We start from the raw sequence: 17540 nt of genomic DNA, 5'->3' as shown, positions 1-17540 counted from the left end.
CTAACTTTGTATATGTATATGCAACATTTTAATTAAGGTCAGGATTCAATACAATACTGCTAAGATTCTACGGGTAGGGGTAAAGCAAAAGCTAATATGTGTCAAATTAAGCTCAAATCCCTACCACATCTCGTTCCCAGTCTCTGACTGGGAACGAGATGATGCAACTACCTTGTCCGCTGAGGGAAAGTTAACGCTTGGGGAGAGAACCACCTCTGGTTTAAATACCGCAAGGGGTTTAAGTTAAGTGGACTCGTTGAACTAAGAATCTCAGTGGCTAAAGACAGTGAGAGTGTCAATCGCCAAACACACCAGCAAAAAAGTCCAAAGTCTCCTTCAATGCTTTGATGAAAACATCAATTTCTTCACGAGTATTGTAAAAAGATAAACTTGCTCGTGCAGTTCCTGATAAACTCAAGTAACGGTGTAATGGTTGCGTGCAATGATGTCCAGAACGAATTGCTACACCTTCTTGATCTAACAATGTTGCTAAATCATTAGCGTGAACACCTTCTGCCGTAAAAGCTGCTAATGCGGCTCTCCCTTCCCCTTCAGCATTGGGTTTTGGTCCGTAGATTCTAATTTGGGGTATTTGTGCTAATTGCGCGAACAAATAAGCAGTTAATTCCGCTTCATAAGCATGGATTTTATCCATACCAATATTAGTAAGATAATCTATCGCTGCACCAAGGGCGATCGCTTCCCCAATAGCCGGAGTACCCGCTTCAAATTTATGGGGTAATTCTGCATAGGTGGAATGGTCTAAAAATACCTCTGCAATCATCTCACCACCACCGAAAAATGGCGGCATTGCTTCTAGTAATTCCAGCTTACCATATAAGAAACCAATGCCAGTGGGAGCGCACATTTTATGTCCAGAAGCCACCAACCAATCACAGTCAAGTGATTGAACATCAATGGGAGTATGGGGGACACTTTGACAAGCATCAAGTAAGAATTTCGCACCATATTTGTGAGCAATTTCGGCTATTTCTTTAACTGGATTTATGCAACCCAAAGTATTAGAAATATGCACGATAGACACTAGTTTTGTTTTGTCAGAAATCAAGTTTTTAAACTGTTCCAAATCAAAAGTTTCTGCCGGTGTTAATTCGACAAACTTCAAAACCGCGCCTGTTTTTTGAGCCACAAATTGCCAAGGAACAATATTACTATGGTGTTCCATAACCGAGAGAATTATTTCATCTCCTGGCTGTAAATTGTTCATTCCCCAACTGTAAGCGACTAGGTTAATGGCTTCAGTTGCATTGCGGGTGTACACAATTTCTTGGCGTGATTTGGCATTAATGAATTTAGCGATTTTATCACGCGCACCCTCATAAGCATCAGTAGCTTTTCCGCTGAGAAAATGTGCGCCACGATGAACATTAGAATTATATTGTTCATAATAATCACGCCAAGCATTTAACACGAACAAAGGCTTTTGAGAAGTAGCTGCATTATCGAGATAAACCAGGGGTTTACCGTGGACTTCCTGATGTAAAATGGGGAAGTCAGAACGAACTTTATCAGCCAGAGATTTGGTAGAAGTGATGGTCATGTTGAAGAAGAAGTTCAGGAGTTTAGATGTTCAGAATAATAACTAGAATTTAGGAGTATTGCAGAATTTAAGAAGAACGAACCACAGAGGCACAGAGGACACAGAGAAAGAAAGTTTTAGAGCTTTTTGTGTTAGTAGGTGCGGGGTTTACTCACCTTTTTTAGGGGTGAGTTCCCGAAGTTTTATCATTTATTGGTGAGACTTGTAACAGTTTTCAACAAACTCTCACGCAAAGAAGGAACAGGGATAAAGTTAATAATTTCCATTGCGAAACCATTAACTAATAATTTGCGAGCATTATTTTCATCAATGCCGCGACTTTGCAGGTAGAATATTTGATCATCTTCCAACTGACTGACAGTAGCACCATGAGCGCATTTAACATTATCAGCAGTGATTTCCAATTGAGGTTTGGTGTCAATTCTGGACTTAGATGATAATAGCAAATTGCGATTTAATTGAGATGCGTTAGTTAATTGCGCCAGTTTAGGAACAAATATTTTACCATTGAAGACACCATGAGCGCGATCGCCTATGATGCACTTATGTAACTGTTTGCTCACACCATGTGGATGATTTAAAGACAAAGCACTGTGAGTATCAGCCAATTGATTATCAGCAATCACAGTCAAACCATTCAGCGTCGTTTCCGTTTGTTCACCAGTTTGCAAAATCTCCAAATTGTGACGAGAGATTTTCCCCCCAACCGTCACCGCATTACAATTATAACGACTATATCGCGCCTGAGTAACAGCAGTTTTCCCAACATGAAAAGCCGCTGCACCTTCCCGCACAACCCTATTATGACTCACCTGAGCATTTTCATTTACCCAGATTTCCGTTACCCCATTAGTAAAATAGACTTCCTTCTCTGTGTTCTCCGTGTCTCTGTGGTTCGTATATTCCTCAATCAAACCCACCTGAGAATTACTTTCAGCTACCACTAAAACACGAGGTTGGGAAATAGTTGGAGACTCACCAGAAACAGAAACAAAAAGTAAATGAATAGGAGTTTCCACAACCACATTTTTAGCAACCCATACCACCGCGACATCATTTAGAGCCGCAGTATTTAAAGCCGTAAAAACTTCTTTAGCACCTTCAGCTTGCGCTAAATATTCCTGAACAACTTCACCAGGTAAAACATCCAAATTACCAACTTTCAAACCAGCAGGTAAATCTTCAGTATTAGATAAATCAGGTGCATAAACACCATTTACAAAAACTAACCGCTGAGAAACTTCAGGTAAAATCATGGATTGTAGAGACGTTCCATGGAACGTCTCTACATTATTATTGAATGTTACCTGTTTGAGAGGTGATAAATCAGTAAATCGCCATTCTTCCTCGCGGGTATTGGGGATAACAGAATGACGCACCCAATTAACAGCACCGTCGCGCAAATCCTGTAACCAACCATCTTGTTTTGTAGTAGTTACCCGACTTAATAAACCACTTAAAAAAGCATCTCTATCTAATAGATTTTGTTGTAGAGACGTTTCATGAAACGTCTCTACATTAATTGGAATAGACATTACACACCCACTCCCAAAGCTTCTTCTAGAACCCAATCATAACCGCGAGATTCCAACTCAAGAGCCAACTCCTTACCACCACTTCTAATAATTTGTCCCTGCGCCATAACGTGAACAAAATCAGGGACAATATAATCTAAAAGACGCTGATAGTGAGTAATCATAATCGTCGCATTTTCAGCATTAGTTAACTGATTAACACCATTAGCGACAATTTTCAGAGCATCAATATCCAAACCAGAATCAGTTTCATCCAAAATCGCTAACTTTGGTTCTAAAATTGCCATTTGCAGAATTTCATTCCGCTTCTTTTCCCCACCGGAGAAACCCTCATTCACACTGCGGTTCAGAAAAGAAGAATTCATCTTCACAACATCCAACTTTTCCTCAACCAAATCATCAAAATCGAAAGCGTCAACCTCTTCTAAACCTTGAGCCTTCCGACGAGAATTATAAGCCACCCGTAAAAAATCCAAATTACTCACACCAGGAATTTCCAGAGGATATTGAAAAGCTAAAAACACACCACTCCTAGCCCTGTCTGCGGCTTCCATATCCAAAAGATTTTGTCCCTGGAAAATCACCTCACCACCAGTAACAGTATAAGCTGGATGTCCCGCTAACACCTTAGAAAACGTACTCTTCCCAGAACCATTTGGACCCATAATCGCGTGAACTTCCCCAGCGCGAACCTCCAAATTCAACCCCTTCAAAATCTGAGTTCCATCAACATCAGCCGTCAAATCCTTAACCGACAAAATCAAATCACTATTCTCAACAATCATCTTCTCTTCCTCTCTTTCTCTGCGTACTCTGTGCCTCTGTGGTTCGTTTTCTTAACCCACACTACCCTCTAGTTTCAGACTCAACAACTTATCAGCCTCAACAGCAAACTCCATAGGAAGCTGATTAAAAACATCCTTACAGAAACCGCTAATCATCATCGAAATAGCATCTTCCGAAGAAATACCCCGTTGAGCAAAAAAGAATAATTGATCTTCACCAATTTTAGAAGTAGAAGCCTCATGTTCAACCTTACCCGTATTATTCTGAACTTGAATATAAGGAAAAGTATTAGCTTGAGCATTATCACCAATTAACATCGAATCACATTGAGAATAATTTCTCGCACCCTTAGCAGTGGGATTAATCTTCACCAAACCCCGGTAACTATTGCTAGATTTACCAGCAGAAATACCTTTAGAAATAATTGTACTGCGGGTATTTTTCCCCACGTGAATCATCTTACTTCCAGTATCAGCTTGCTGCATATTATTTGTTAATGCAACCGAGTAAAATTCACCCACAGAATTATCACCAATTAAAACACAACTGGGATACTTCCAAGTAATCGCAGAACCGGTTTCTACTTGAGTCCAAGAGATCTTAGAATTCACACCTTGACACAAACCACGTTTAGTTACAAAGTTGTAAATTCCACCTTTACCATTAACATCACCAGCGTACCAGTTCTGCACGGTAGAATATTTAATTTCCGCATTATCTAAAGCCACCAATTCTACAACCGCCGCGTGTAATTGGTTGCTGTCGTACATTGGTGCTGTACAACCTTCTAAATAAGAAACATAACTTCCTTCTTCGGCGACAATTAAAGTCCGTTCAAATTGTCCTGTATCTCCGGTATTAATGCGGAAATATGTAGACAATTCCATCGGACATTTTAAGCCTTTGGGAATATAAACGAAAGAACCATCACTAAATACAGCCGCATTTAAAGCTGCGAAATAATTATCAGCAATGGGAACAACGCTACCCAAATATTTTTTAATTAATTCTGGGTGTTCTTGTAAAGCTTCCGAAAAAGAACAGAAAATTACGCCATCTTTGGCAAGTTTTTCTTTATATGTAGTCGCAACAGAAACACTATCAAAAATCGCATCAACAGCAACATTAGTTAATCGCTTTTGTTCATTTAAAGGAATACCCAATTTTGCAAAGGTTTCCAATAAAGTTGGATCAACTTCATCTAAACTGTTGAGTTTGGCTTTCTTTTGTTTCGGTGCGGAATAATAAATAATATCCTGATAATTAATAGGCGGATATTGGACATGAGACCAAGTTGGTTCTGTCATTTTCAGCCATTGATGATATGCTCGGAGACGATATTCCAGCATAAATTCCGGTTCATTCTTTTTGGCGGAAATCAGGCGGACAACATCTTCGCTTAACCCACGGGGAATAGTATCGGCTTCAATATCGGTAACAAAGCCGTACTTGTAAGGTTGGTTGACTAAGGTGGTGACGGATGCGCTCATCGGTTCTCTTGTGTTCTCTTTAAAGGACGGGCGACGGGCTGCACAAAGCTAATTCCCGTTTTCTGTTACCAATTCCTAACAGGACTGCTAGAATAGGTTTAACGACTAAAACAATTCGGCTGTTGTTTAATCTATTTTCATTGTACGATAGATTAACAACAACAATGTTGTTTAAGTTAAATTTTCAGAAAAAAAAGTTTTTTATTTTGGGACGTTTGCGAAGCGTCTAGTAGAGAAGATGGCGACTACCCAGCAGACCTCAACTAAGCAGGATATCCTAGAGTATCTATTGAAACACTCACAAGCAACGGCTGTTGAGTTGGCGAACTTTTTGGATGTGAGTCCCCAAGCGATTCGTCGTCATTTAAAGGATTTAGAGATGGAGGAGTTAGTTCTATATTCGGTATCAGAACAACCGAGTATGGGCAGACCCCAGCACGTTTATCATTTGAGTCGGGTGGGAAGATCACATTTGCAAAAAAGTGCTAACCGCTTAGGTGATGGTTATGGCGAGTTTGCGGTTTCTCTTCTTGACACTTTAGCGGAAACTGTGGGACGTGACCAAGTAAAGTCTATTTTACGGAAACAGTGGGAACGTAAAGCCCAAGAATATCATGAACGGGTGGGTAATGGTTCTTTGCAGGAACGGGTCGCCAATTTGATAGAATTGCGAAAAGCTGAAGGTTTTATGGCGGAGTTTCACGCTGTGGAATCAGATGCTAGTGGTGCGGAAAGATTTATTTTTGTGGAACATACTTGCGCTATTTCTGATGTTGCGGAATCTTTTCCCAGCGTTTGTGGTCATGAATTGGAAATGTTTGCGGCTATTCTCCCAGATTGTACTGTGGAACGGACTCACTGGTTAATTCATGGTGAACATCGTTGTGGTTATTTGGTGGAAAAAAGTTAGGTGGGGGTTATTTGTGTGCTTCTATACCCACCCGGAAATCAATTTCCGGGCTAATAGTTTAAGTACGTTAAAACGTACTCTGGTTAACTAAATAAATTGTTACTTTACAAAACCATTAAAAATATATAAACTAAATAAAAAATTTTATTATTTTTCAGGTATATATTTTGCATCCACAACAGATTAAGGAAAAACTAAAATCATTAATTGAGGAAGCATCAACTATAGATCCCAGTTTAGCAATTAGGTTAAACCAGATTAACAACTGGATTAAAGATGTGAAACCTGGTACACTGATGTCTAAACGTTTTGTGCTTTTGTTTTTACAACAATTTATTCGAGATACAGAAATTAGACTGGATATAAAACGTTTAACTTCTGAAGCAGAAAGACAAGACGTTTATGAATTAATGACACCTCCTGAAAGATACTGGTATGGTGAATTGTTTCCTAGATGGTTAAGTAAAAATGACCCCAAATTTCATATTTGGAGAAAAAAATTAATGTCTGGTGAGTTCAATCAGGAGGATGAAAAATTAATTAATTTGATTGCTAATGTCATTAAGCTGAATGGTGGTCAAGCCTTACAACGCTATATTGTAGACTTATCTATGGCAAGTGATATAATAGTTAGTAGTATTCAAGAACAACCTCTTTGTATGCAACTGACTAGCCAATCAGCAATTCTCATTTTGAAAAAAATAAGATAAAATTCTCTTAATTTAAGTGTAAACCCTGTATTAAATTATTCTTTTTTAATAGATAATTATCATCCGACGCTGGAGATAGATAGGGTTTTAAAAATCTTTAAAAATCTAGACATGAAGAATTGATTTCAACTTACCAATCTAGCTGAAATTCTAAGCAAATTTATAGTTTTTTGAATAAATAACTTTCTCCTCCTCTTTCAATATATTGACATTTTTCAACCAGAATTTATTTTTTTAAATGGGACATATTCCCTGAGAATAAATGAGAAAAAATCCGACCAATCTTTAAACCAAATAAATTTTAATAGGCTACGCATATCATTAAAAAAAGAAGTTCGGGTTACTAATAACTCACGAACTTTCTGATAGGTATAATTAACTAAATCTAAAACAGTATGAAATAAAACAGCTAATAAATTCAAAGACAATAATAACTCACACAAATGATTTTCTCCATGACCAAAGTTATGCTCTAAATTATAACCGTGATTTTTAAGAATGTTATTCCCTTCATTCTCAACTTTCCATCTGCTGCGTGCAGCCTTGACAATTTTTTCAACATTATTTTCAGTGATCTTATGATTAGTAATCCAATTATTTTGGTAGATGATTTTCTGTGTTTTTTCATTAATAACAGTTACTTCGCACCAATTAACTTCGAGACTGGAGTCTTCATCTTTTAAGGGAACTCTAGAAGCATAACGATAACGATAAATTAAATTTTTTCGTCCATCCCATTGTTTGGTTTCAACGGTTGCAACTTCTCCACTTTTTTCTAAGAAGTCTAGCCATTCATATACAGTTTTATGCGACGCTTCCAGACAAACAAAAATAAAATTATAACCTTGTTTTAGAGCTAGTTCACAAATAGGTTGGTGAGAGTACAAGTCGTCCCCTAAAAGAGTTGCAGCATAACCATACTTGTTTTGATGATTCTTATTTAACCATCTTTTAACCGCTGCATTTTCACAATCTTGTTTTTGATGCCCATCTTGCTTTTTAATAAATTCTGGTTCTAAATTAATTACTTGTTTTTGATTAGGAGAAACTACAATGGGTGTGACACAGCCATGAAAATAAGTTGTAGTTCCATTTCGATGATTACGACAATTACAATGAGGGCAACTAATTTTTTTAGATGAGAAATATTCTGTCCCATCTAAAGCGATTAAAATTTCTTCATCTAAATAGACAAACTTTTTCAAAACTCCATTTTTATTTAACCATTCATAGACTTCTTGAAAAGTCATAAAGATAGTAGCGGCTGGAACTGGATCTAACAAATTTCTTATTTGATTATCACAGGGGATTTTCTTAATTGAAAATAAACTTTCTGCGTTATCTTTTCCTTTATTGCTTTTCATTAATCTTTGATGCTCTAAAAAAGACGCTGACTGCGTAAAAAAGATTGAAAATGCTGCCATCACTGCGTCTTCTACCTGATATTTCGTATTATTTCCAGGTTTTCTTTCATCAGGTAAATCATGTAATTGTTGACGTAAAAATTGCATTAATTCAGGAATTTCTAGTGTCGCTGTCTTTGGAGTCATGTTTGAGTAATTTGATGCACTATCAGATTTTTAACTCACCGATTTTACATCATCTGACAACAATTATAAATTTTTATTTCCCTTGGATTCCCTATTCTAAAACCCGAACGATAAACTGGATTTTCCCCATTCGTTGTCAAGCAATCTCTCTAGTTTATTGAGTATTCATACTTATTTTTCAACCCGACTGTTTTTTTAGCCAGAGGCAATGGCTAAAAAATAGTTACTTTGTACTATATTTTGAATTCCAAAATCGGGGCTAATACTTTATTTTTTTCAAAATGAGAATTGCTGCTAGCCAATCTCAAGAATTTACACAAACAAAAGCTGATGATTGGGAAGATACTTTGATTTCTTGGGGAATAGAGAGAGGATTATTTTTAAGTTTTAATCCTGGTGAAAGTGATTTTATCAATCAGATAGTTAATTTAGCACTAGATAAGAGTGATAATCTGAACAATGGTATTTATCAAAAAATAAATTTATAGTGTTTCGTTAGTTTGATTCTGTATAGCAAAAATTCTCACAGAGGTAATTATGATTAACCAAGAAATTACTGAACGTCAAAAAAGACTAGAACAGTTTTTACAGCATTTAGAATCAGCCCGTCAATTAGAAGATGATATTATTAAATATGGGTTAGAAGCGGCTGATTTATATTTTGAAGATATAGATGGTGATTGGTTGGAAACTTGGGGGGATGATGACGATGAACCCGGTTATATTGAGAAACTTACTACTTTCTTAGAAAGTAATGATGTGGTTGCAGTAAAGGTAAAGGAACGTTTACAGGATAAGTCTATTGATGAAATTATTGGTGGTTTAGAATATTGTTTGAGTCAATTAACGGATAAAGATCGGATTTTTGCTGCTAAGGATTTTTTAGTTGGTGATGTTGTGGTTTCTGGAAGTTGTCGCGCTTCTGGTAATAGTGATATTGATGAAGTTAAGTTGTTGGAATTAGCGGAAGATTTGATGGAGAAGTTGACGGATATTTTGGGGTAATTTTTATATTTTAATCAATTTAGATATATCTTCTACTTGTCTAATGTTATCCCAATCAATCACCGCAACCCAAATATTCTCTTCTGGAGAATGTTTAACCATTCCCTCTACTTCTAAATCTTCGCTATAAAAGGTCAGTATTTGAGCATCTTGTAATTCAATTTTTTGACGTGCTAAATCTTCAATTGTGCCAATACAATTTAAACGCAGCCGGTCTTCTTCATCAGCTCGCTCTTATCTCTTTCCTACTCTCTAACTGCTGATATTATGGTTTACGGTGTTGTCTCAAAGTGTTACTAAATTAATTTCTGATCGGAAACTGAAAACTATGCAATTTAGTATGATAATTAAGTAATATGAATTACTCAAAAAATTTACAGGCATTACTTTATTATGCAGCATGAGGCAATACTGAAACTCAAACCGCGCCCTCTCCGCTTAGTTTACTTAGTGAATACAACAACAGACCTGAAAAATGCGGTGACACTTTACACACATTTATGGGGTGGCTTTTCAAATGCTATCTTTCCAGTACCTGATGATACTGATAAACTTATCCTTTTGCAGTACGCCTTAGAGTCAATTAATCCTGATTATATTTTCTTGCCAGAGCAAGACATTCCAGAAAATGTCACTGAAATCTTAGATGAGTTTCCAAGTCGTTGTTTAAAACTTTTATCAGAGCGAATTGAAGACATAGCTAATTTGAATGATCATCTTCTTCGTCTTCCATTGCAGACAGTAAATGGTTCTCAAATTCGAGAATTTCCACATATTATTCGTGTTTTAAATTCTATATACAAAAATCCCTTATCGGACACTAATATTTGCTTGATTTCAGATAATTCTACATTTGGACATGAGATATTTCTGCAATTTGGTAAACCATCGAATCAATATCAAGGATACCTAAAAAACCATCTAAATGCTCGGTCAATTACCATTGATTCTATTGAATTTTTGCTCAAGGCAAGCTTACTAACAGCAACAAGAATATTCACAAACTCACTCTCTATGACGAAAATGGAGATTGTACATACACAGTCTTCAGGTGGCTGGTCAGTTCGAGATCATGAAAAAGTTTGCAATTTATTCCTTTATGAATCTAATGATATTAATATCGCAGCTATTTTTTGGAACTACCGCCGTTTAGATATAGGTTATATTAATAAGTTCTGTTTGCCTAAAAAAGACTTCCTGCAAAACTTAGAAGAATGTATTTCAATTTTGTCTAAATTTTTTCTCTCAATGCAGGAATTGAGAATTTATGTTAATTTATCAAATGATGAAGCGATAAATTTAGCAAACCAAATTCATAATAATTTTAATAAATTTGATAGAAATATTTTTGTAAGAGTTTTTTATAATAATTCCGGGTTTGATTTTCAGCCAGGTAACGTTTACTCTAGCAAACCAGTTATTACAACACGAGAAATTTCATCATTAGATAAATCCATACGCTTTAGTCCTATCATACCCTCTGGACACGAAAATTCTAATTATCTTTTTGGATATGATGCAGAAATTGACTTTGCCTCTGGTGAATCGTTTTCTGCACCTTTTACACAAACTTCTGCTGTACTCCTATCTAATCACATACGACAAGTCGAATATTCAGAAAATGCTCAAGACCCTCTATTCAAAGATTGGCAACAGGGGAAAACACAACCTGTACGACCTGCTAACAAGGGTGTTACGGGGTTAGTTTACTCTAACGAAGAATGCCGTATATATTTACCTGAAAGCGAAGAAATTATTGCAAGATGGTTAAAAATTAAAGGTTTATTTTTTGAATTAAATGATCATACTCGCTATGCTAAAGGTTTTATTAAGCGTTTTGGAGGTTTTGATAAAACTAGAGATTTAATTATGTCAGGTGGAGCGAAAATATTTAGGGCTTTTGGTACTAGTGAATCCTCGGAAATCAATAAATTAGATGGAAATAAATTAAAGTATTCACATAAATCTGAACAAAGTGGATTAAAATTTTCGGAAATAAAAGGATATTTAGAACGAGAATTAAATCTGATCCGGAAAGATGCAAAGAATACGAAAGATGCAAAGAATATAGTAGAGCAAAATCTTCCGGCATTATTGGAAGCAGGTTTATTATACCGAGGATATGCCCTAAAATGCCCATATTGTGGGTTAAAAGACTGGTACAAATTGGAAAAAATTAATGAATTTGTTGAATGTAATGGTTGTGCAGAAAATTTCCAGTTAGGTTGTAAAGAAAATTTTCAGTTTGACAATTTGGATAAGTTAGAATTTGCATATAAACCTAATGAATTAGCAGCCCGTTTTCTTAAAACTGGTGGAGAAGCTGTACTATCAGCAGCAGTTTTTTTATCCTGGCTTGCTTCTTCTGGACACATTCAACTAGGAGGAGACCTTCACAAAATAGGGGAAAAAGATAAATTCTCTGACATTGATCTATTCATAATTGTGAAAAATGTTTTCATACTTGTTGAATGTAAGTTTTGGCGAATCATCAATGAAGAAAACGTACAAAAAATAATAGCGCATCTTGAAAAATTAATTGAAACAGCAGTTCTTGTAAGCGCAAAAGTAGTAGTTTTAGGTGTTGTGAGTATATCAGTTACCTGTGACTTACATTCCCTTGTGAGCGATGTGGCACAAAAAGCAACTGAAAAAGGAATTGGTGTACATCTTCTGCTCAATGATACGTTTTATCTATGGGGTCAAAAAGAGAACGAAATAAAAGAAAAATGGCAACTGAATGTTGGGTTACTTGTAGTTTCAAAAGAGAAGTTGCTTCATTATCAAGTTGTATCTGTAGGAGAACCTATCAGACAATATAGTTGGGATGAGGGAGATCAACTGGTAGATAGAAACTTGGTAGAATCTTGGAGGCAAGAGTTTTAACGGTTTTAAGCGGGTCTGTTTCATTTGGGAAAATGGAAATGCTTATAATGTAGAAATAGTGGATTACCATTAGGAGAAAAAGTCATGGAAAACAACTTACTATATAATCCCCATGCTGGTGAAATTTTAAAATATCAATTTTTAGAAGAATTAGATATCAGCGAAAATACTTTAGCTGTTAATTTAGGTTTAACTTATCCTACTATTCAAGGAATTATTACAGGTAAACTTAAAATAACAGCAGATATAAATTTATGCCTTTGGCTCTATTTTAGATTTTCAGATGGTTATTTTTTAAGATTGCAAAATGCTTATTAAACCAACTTCCCCCACCTGATAACTGTATTAAAACTTCTGCGATCGCTTTCGATAAATTTTTATTTGAATGTTCATAAGTCAAAGTTAAAAATTGATAACCTTTTCTTATCAACTCAGGGTTATCAATCATTTTATGATACAATATAATCGGGTTACAAAAATACAACTACATAAATATAAAAAATATGAACAACCTATCAATTCCAGCACAAACATTACAAGAAGCATGGGAAAAAGGTTTACAGAAAGGTTTAACCCAAGTTGCGGTAAATATGTTACGAGAAGGTATTGATTTAGATTTTATCGTCAAACTAACTGGACTGCCATTAGAAGTAGTTAAAAATTTACAATCTGTTCATACAGATGATGATAAAATATTGGTTAAAGAATTTTTAGAAATGAGTGAATCATCATTAAATAAAATTTGGCTTGTTCCAGAGGAAGACGAAGCATGGAAGGATCTATAGAACTTTCCTTTGTGTTATAATAAGAGTTGAATATTGCTAACCCTATTAGTAAACTATCGCAATGACAAATAAAATCATGAAAAACAAAGAATTTTATGTAGTAATTGAAAGAGATGAAGATGGTATGTATATTGGTGAAGTTCCCCAACTTAAAGCCTGTTATAGTCAAGGAGAAACTATTGATGAACTCATTAAAAATATTAAAGAAGTTATTGAAATGTGTTTAGAAGAACTAGAAGAGGAATTAACCACAGAATTTATTGGTGTGCAAAAAGTAGTATTATCATGACTAAATTACCAACAATTACAGGAGAAGAACTGATTGCTGCATTAGAAAAAGTAGGTTTTTATATAGTCAGACAAAAGGGAAGTCATGTCAGAATGAAACATGAAGATAATCGAGTTGTTTCTATTCCTTCTCATAGTGGTAAAACTATCGGAAAAGGTTTATTAGTAAAAATAATTCGAGATGCAGATTTAACTAAAGATGAATTGATAGAACTTTTAAATTAGTTCTTAGGGAGAATTTTCCATATTCCCTAAAGTGATATAATAGAACAATTAAAACTGCGAGGTAAATTTCTATGGTAACTCTAGCACCTACTCACAGCGACACTCACACCAATAGCGTCATTCTCCATCATATTTCTTGGCAGACATTTGAACGAATTTTATTAGAAACAGGTGATGATCGCCATAACAGGTTTACTTATAATCAGGGAATTCTAGAAATTATGACTCCATTAATGCCCCATGAACATAATAACCGTTTGTTACAAAATCTAATTATTGTTTTAGTTGAAGAGTTAAATCTCAATGTCAAAAGCACTGGTTCATTAACTTGCAAAAGAGAAGATTTAGCTAGAGGTGTAGAACCTGATTCCAGTTTCTATATTCAAAATGAACCAATCATGAGAAATAAAACCAGTTTAGATTTAACTCAAGATCCTCCACCTGATTTAGTCATAGAAGTTGATTATGCTAGTTCTTCTATTGATAAATTACCGATTTATTTAGCTTTAGGTGTTCCTGAAGTTTGGCGTTATGATGAACCTGTGATGCAAATTTATAGTTTATCTGAGGATAAATATATTCCTTGCAATGGTTCACCAACCTTTGCAAATTTACCTTTAAATACAGAAGTTCCTCAGTTTTTAGCTTCTAGTTTACAAGTGGGTGAGGTGTCAATGATTAAAAATTTTCGGAGTTGGTTAAAAACACAAATTTCTTGATTAAATTAAGAAGTCGGTGATCTGCGTATTATGTTTTTTAAGGTTGAGTTACTTATTGCTCGGCTTTTATTGCTCAGGGGTGACAATAATATGATTTAATGGTAGAAAGGCAATTAAACAGAACTTTGAATTTTTATGGATATCTCACCTAATCAATCATCAACTCAATTTTTATCTTCAGAAGAATCCGCTCAAGTTGACGCGGCTTTGTTATCTTCTCCTGAAAAGTTTTTAAGTAGATTGACAATTTCTTCTTTGCGGATTTTACAACATATTGCCAAGGAATATGATGTTTCTATTGAGGAATTGACGACAAAGCAAATTATTACCTGGTTTGAAATTGATGCCAAAATTAGAAGAGAGAAAGGGATTGAGGAAGCGTTTTTGAAGTGGTAAGTTGTGTCTTGCAGTAATCTTTTCACTGTTCAACGCCAATATGAAGTATTGGGGGTTGACAATTGATTTAAAATTTGCTATGGTGGTTTCGATAAGGAAGAACTATCTTGTAATAAATACAATAAAAAATCGCGTGTTTGGTAGACAGCGATGTTTTAGAGAGCAAAATTAAACCTTACTAACAAGTAAATAACTATTACTGCGTGTATCAACTAATTTTGTATAAGAGTTGAAATAACAATATGGCGATCGCAAATACCCTCCAAGAATCAAAGCTTTTGCGTCTGAGGCGCTGGTTTAGTAATCTGCGTGGCGATTTGACGGGAGGATTAACAGCAGCAGTAGTAGCATTACCTTTGGCTTTAGCTTTTGCTGTAGCCAGTGGAGTCGAACCAAAAGCGGGACTCTATACTGCTATTGTTGCGGGAATTGTGGCGGCCATTTTTGGCGGTTCTCCAGTCCAGATTACCGGACCAACGGGGGCAATGGCCGTGGTTTTGGTGGGAATTGTTGCTAAATACGGGATTGAGAAAGTTTGGATTGCTGGAGTAATGGCTGGTATGATCCAAATTGCTTTGGGTGTAGCCAAACTCGGACAGCTAGTGAAGTTTATTCCCTACCCAGTGACAGCAGGTTTTACTAATGGGATTGCTGTTATTATTTTTTGTGGTCAATTAAATAATTTCTTTGGTTTAAAACTACCCCGAAGTGAACATTTTTTGCCGGGAGTTTGGCAAAGTTTAACTCATGTAGAAGCTTTAAATTGGGCAGCAGTGGGACTGGCAATTGTGGTAATTGTCACTACAGTTTTATGGCCAAAAATAAATAATACCATACCCGGTTCTTTAGTGGGGTTGGTGTTAGCAACGGGAATAGCTACTTATTTCCATTTGAATATTCCCACAATTGGCGCGATTCCCCAATCTTTACCCATGCCCCAAGGGATTCCCCACTGGAATGATTTTAGTGTAATTCGAGAACTAATTAATCCAGCTTTGGCTTTAGCCGCATTGGGAAGTATTGAATCTTTATTATCAGCGGTTGTAGCTGACGGTATGACGGTCAGTGAGAAACATAATAGCGATCGCGAATTAATTGGTCAAGGGTTAGCAAATATCATTGTCCCATTTTTTGCTGGTATTCCTGCCACAGGGGCAATTGCGCGAACTGCTGTTAATGTCCGTTCTGGTGGAAAAACCCGACTATCTGGAGTAATTCACGGCGCTGCATTAGCCATGATTGTGCTAACTTTAGCACCCCTAGCGGCACAGATTCCCCTAGCGGCATTAGCGGGAATCCTGATGGTAGTTAGTGTGCGAATGATTGAATGGGAAGCCATTGGCTTGTTAATGCGGGCTACCTATTCCGACTTTGCGGTGATGATTCTGACTTGGTTGGTGACAATCTTATTTGACTTAGTTCTCGCTGTCGAGGTAGGATTAATTGCTGCCGGCGCTTTGTTCATCAAACGCATGAGTGATTTAAGTTTAGTGAAGATTCCCGAAACCGAAGTATTCCCCCCCGGAACTTCGCTAGAATTAGGGAAAGAAATTGCTGTTTATCGAGTAGATGGTCCGGTATTTTTTGGGGCTGCGGAGAGATTTGCTACCTTTATTCGAGATGAACCAGAAGTCAAATATTTAATTCTGCGGTTGCGGTTTGTGCCAAATATGGATACAACTGGGTTAGTGGCTTTAGAGGATATTTACCACGACTTAGAACGCCATAATTGTCGTTTAATTCTCACAGGTTTACAACCGGAAGTTAAACAACTGCTAGAACGTTCGGGATTATTAAAAACTATTGGTTTGTCCAATTGTTTTGAAACAACCACAGATGCTATTTATTCTATCTCTCCTGAAATTATAGAATATTCGCAACCAGGAGCAATTGATTTGAAATCAAAAGAATTAATGGAATTAAATGACTAATTCAGAGGGAACAGGGAACGGGCAACAGGGAACAGGAAAAACTCATGTTTACAAACATGAGATTGAAATAATGACACTGTTTTCTTCGTGCTACGCATCTTTTAAAAACATCCTTTTTTTGACTGAGCTTTAAACTGGTGCAAATGAGTGTTTCTTATTTGCTCCCTGTTCCCTGTTCCCTGTTCCCTTCTTTTGTAAAACATGAATAAAAATATCAATCAATGTCTTTGTTGTTCTAGTCGTCGTCATTTTCTTAGATCTTTCCTTCCCGCAGCAGTGGGATTTACTGTTCTGCAATCAGCGACACCAGCAAAAGCCACAGTCAATCAATCCCAAGCTTTAGTTCTGAGTTGTATTGACTTCCGGTTTTTGACAGCAGAACAGTCTTTTTTAAGGAATAAAAATCTCACAGATAAATATGATTTAACAGCTTTAGCTGGTGCTTCATTAGCTTTAACAGGATTCCCCCACAAGTCTGATGCTGAAGCATTTTGGGATCAGTTAGACATATCCTATAAACTCCATCATATCAACAAAGTGATTATCATTGATCATCAGGATTGTGGGGCTTATGCAATGATGATTGACCCTAATTTAAGCAAAGATCCAGAACGAGAGTTGCAAGTACATACAGATTATTTAAATCAAGCTTATTCATCAATTTGCGATCGCTATCCTGATCTTAAAGTTGAACTGTATTTTGCAACTCTCAATCAAGGAGAATTCCAACAAATTTTACCAAAACTTTAAAAATGGAACATCT

17 protein-coding genes and 1 pseudogene are annotated in these 17540 nt (G+C 36.1%); 13 read left to right on the top strand and 5 right to left on the bottom strand.

Annotated elements, in window-relative coordinates:
* Positions 1-295 precede the first annotated feature (295 nt).
* The 4 genes from AA650_RS05275 to sufB all read right to left on the bottom strand — a co-directional run bounded on the left by AA650_RS05275 (position 296) and on the right by sufB (position 5372).
* Positions 296-1561 (bottom strand): cysteine desulfurase, encoded by a 1266-nt coding sequence (locus AA650_RS05275; protein ID WP_053538254.1) that lies wholly within the window; start codon positions 1559-1561, stop codon positions 296-298.
* 185 nt (positions 1562-1746) lie between these two features.
* The gene (gene sufD / locus AA650_RS05270) at positions 1747-3096 is read right to left on the bottom strand and encodes a Fe-S cluster assembly protein SufD (protein ID WP_053538253.1); all 1350 of its coding nucleotides are present in this window, start codon (positions 3094-3096) and stop codon (positions 1747-1749) included.
* Positions 3096-3881, bottom strand: a complete 786-nt coding sequence (sufC, locus tag AA650_RS05265; RefSeq protein WP_053538252.1) for a Fe-S cluster assembly ATPase SufC — start codon at positions 3879-3881, stop codon at positions 3096-3098. The genes sufD and sufC overlap by 1 nt, the downstream gene beginning before the upstream one ends.
* Positions 3882-3932: 51 nt before the next feature.
* Complete coding sequence (sufB, locus tag AA650_RS05260; RefSeq protein ID WP_053538251.1) at positions 3933-5372, bottom strand: Fe-S cluster assembly protein SufB; 1440 nt, start codon at positions 5370-5372, stop codon at positions 3933-3935.
* A 238-nt stretch (positions 5373-5610) separates the two neighbouring features.
* Between sufB and sufR the strand changes: the two genes are divergently transcribed.
* On the top strand, positions 5611-6282 hold the full coding sequence (sufR, locus tag AA650_RS05255) for an iron-sulfur cluster biosynthesis transcriptional regulator SufR (protein ID WP_053538250.1): 672 nt from the start codon (positions 5611-5613) through the stop codon (positions 6280-6282).
* Positions 6283-6449: 167 nt separating this feature from the next.
* A complete protein-coding gene (locus AA650_RS05250; RefSeq protein WP_199924387.1) occupies positions 6450-6992 on the top strand; it encodes a hypothetical protein in 543 nt (180 codons plus the stop codon).
* A 301-nt stretch (positions 6993-7293) separates the two neighbouring features.
* Here AA650_RS05250 and AA650_RS05245 read toward each other — a convergent pair.
* Positions 7294-8542 (bottom strand): annotated as a pseudogene (locus AA650_RS05245) (ISNCY family transposase).
* Positions 8543-8823: 281 nt separating this feature from the next.
* Here AA650_RS05245 and AA650_RS05240 point away from each other — a divergent pair.
* The 11 genes from AA650_RS05240 to AA650_RS05185 all read left to right on the top strand — a co-directional run bounded on the left by AA650_RS05240 (position 8824) and on the right by AA650_RS05185 (position 17527).
* Complete coding sequence (locus AA650_RS05240) at positions 8824-9030, top strand: hypothetical protein (protein ID WP_053538248.1); 207 nt, start codon at positions 8824-8826, stop codon at positions 9028-9030.
* A 49-nt stretch (positions 9031-9079) separates the two neighbouring features.
* On the top strand, positions 9080-9547 hold the full coding sequence (locus AA650_RS05235; protein WP_053538247.1) for a hypothetical protein: 468 nt from the start codon (positions 9080-9082) through the stop codon (positions 9545-9547).
* A 450-nt stretch (positions 9548-9997) separates the two neighbouring features.
* Positions 9998-12433 carry a hypothetical protein gene (locus AA650_RS05225; RefSeq protein WP_199924386.1) on the top strand — a complete coding sequence of 812 codons (2436 nt, stop codon included), beginning with the start codon at positions 9998-10000 and terminating at the stop codon, positions 12431-12433.
* 84 nt (positions 12434-12517) lie between these two features.
* The gene (locus AA650_RS05220; RefSeq protein ID WP_053538244.1) at positions 12518-12751 is read left to right on the top strand and encodes a HigA family addiction module antitoxin; all 234 of its coding nucleotides are present in this window, start codon (positions 12518-12520) and stop codon (positions 12749-12751) included.
* Positions 12752-12936: 185 nt separating this feature from the next.
* Complete coding sequence (locus AA650_RS05215) at positions 12937-13218, top strand: hypothetical protein (RefSeq protein ID WP_053538243.1); 282 nt, start codon at positions 12937-12939, stop codon at positions 13216-13218.
* A 76-nt stretch (positions 13219-13294) separates the two neighbouring features.
* Positions 13295-13507 carry a type II toxin-antitoxin system HicB family antitoxin gene (locus AA650_RS05210; protein ID WP_053541194.1) on the top strand — a complete coding sequence of 71 codons (213 nt, stop codon included), beginning with the start codon at positions 13295-13297 and terminating at the stop codon, positions 13505-13507.
* Entirely contained in the window at positions 13504-13731 is a 228-nt protein-coding gene (locus AA650_RS05205) for a type II toxin-antitoxin system HicA family toxin (protein WP_015080921.1), read from the top strand. Before AA650_RS05210 ends, AA650_RS05205 begins: the two co-directional genes overlap by 4 nt.
* Positions 13732-13802: 71 nt before the next feature.
* Positions 13803-14450 carry a Uma2 family endonuclease gene (locus AA650_RS05200; RefSeq protein ID WP_081424152.1) on the top strand — a complete coding sequence of 216 codons (648 nt, stop codon included), beginning with the start codon at positions 13803-13805 and terminating at the stop codon, positions 14448-14450.
* 135 nt (positions 14451-14585) lie between these two features.
* Entirely contained in the window at positions 14586-14846 is a 261-nt protein-coding gene (locus AA650_RS05195; protein WP_053538242.1) for a hypothetical protein, read from the top strand.
* Positions 14847-15088: 242 nt separating this feature from the next.
* Positions 15089-16777 carry a SulP family inorganic anion transporter gene (locus AA650_RS05190; RefSeq protein WP_053538241.1) on the top strand — a complete coding sequence of 563 codons (1689 nt, stop codon included), beginning with the start codon at positions 15089-15091 and terminating at the stop codon, positions 16775-16777.
* Positions 16778-16978: 201 nt separating this feature from the next.
* Positions 16979-17527, top strand: a complete 549-nt coding sequence (locus AA650_RS05185; RefSeq protein WP_053538240.1) for a carbonic anhydrase — start codon at positions 16979-16981, stop codon at positions 17525-17527.
* Positions 17528-17540 lie beyond the last annotated feature (13 nt).

The organism is Anabaena sp. WA102 (genome assembly GCF_001277295.1).
GTDB lineage: Bacteria > Cyanobacteriota > Cyanobacteriia > Cyanobacteriales > Nostocaceae > Dolichospermum > Dolichospermum heterosporum.
This window is presented reverse-complemented; position numbering and strand designations above follow the sequence as displayed.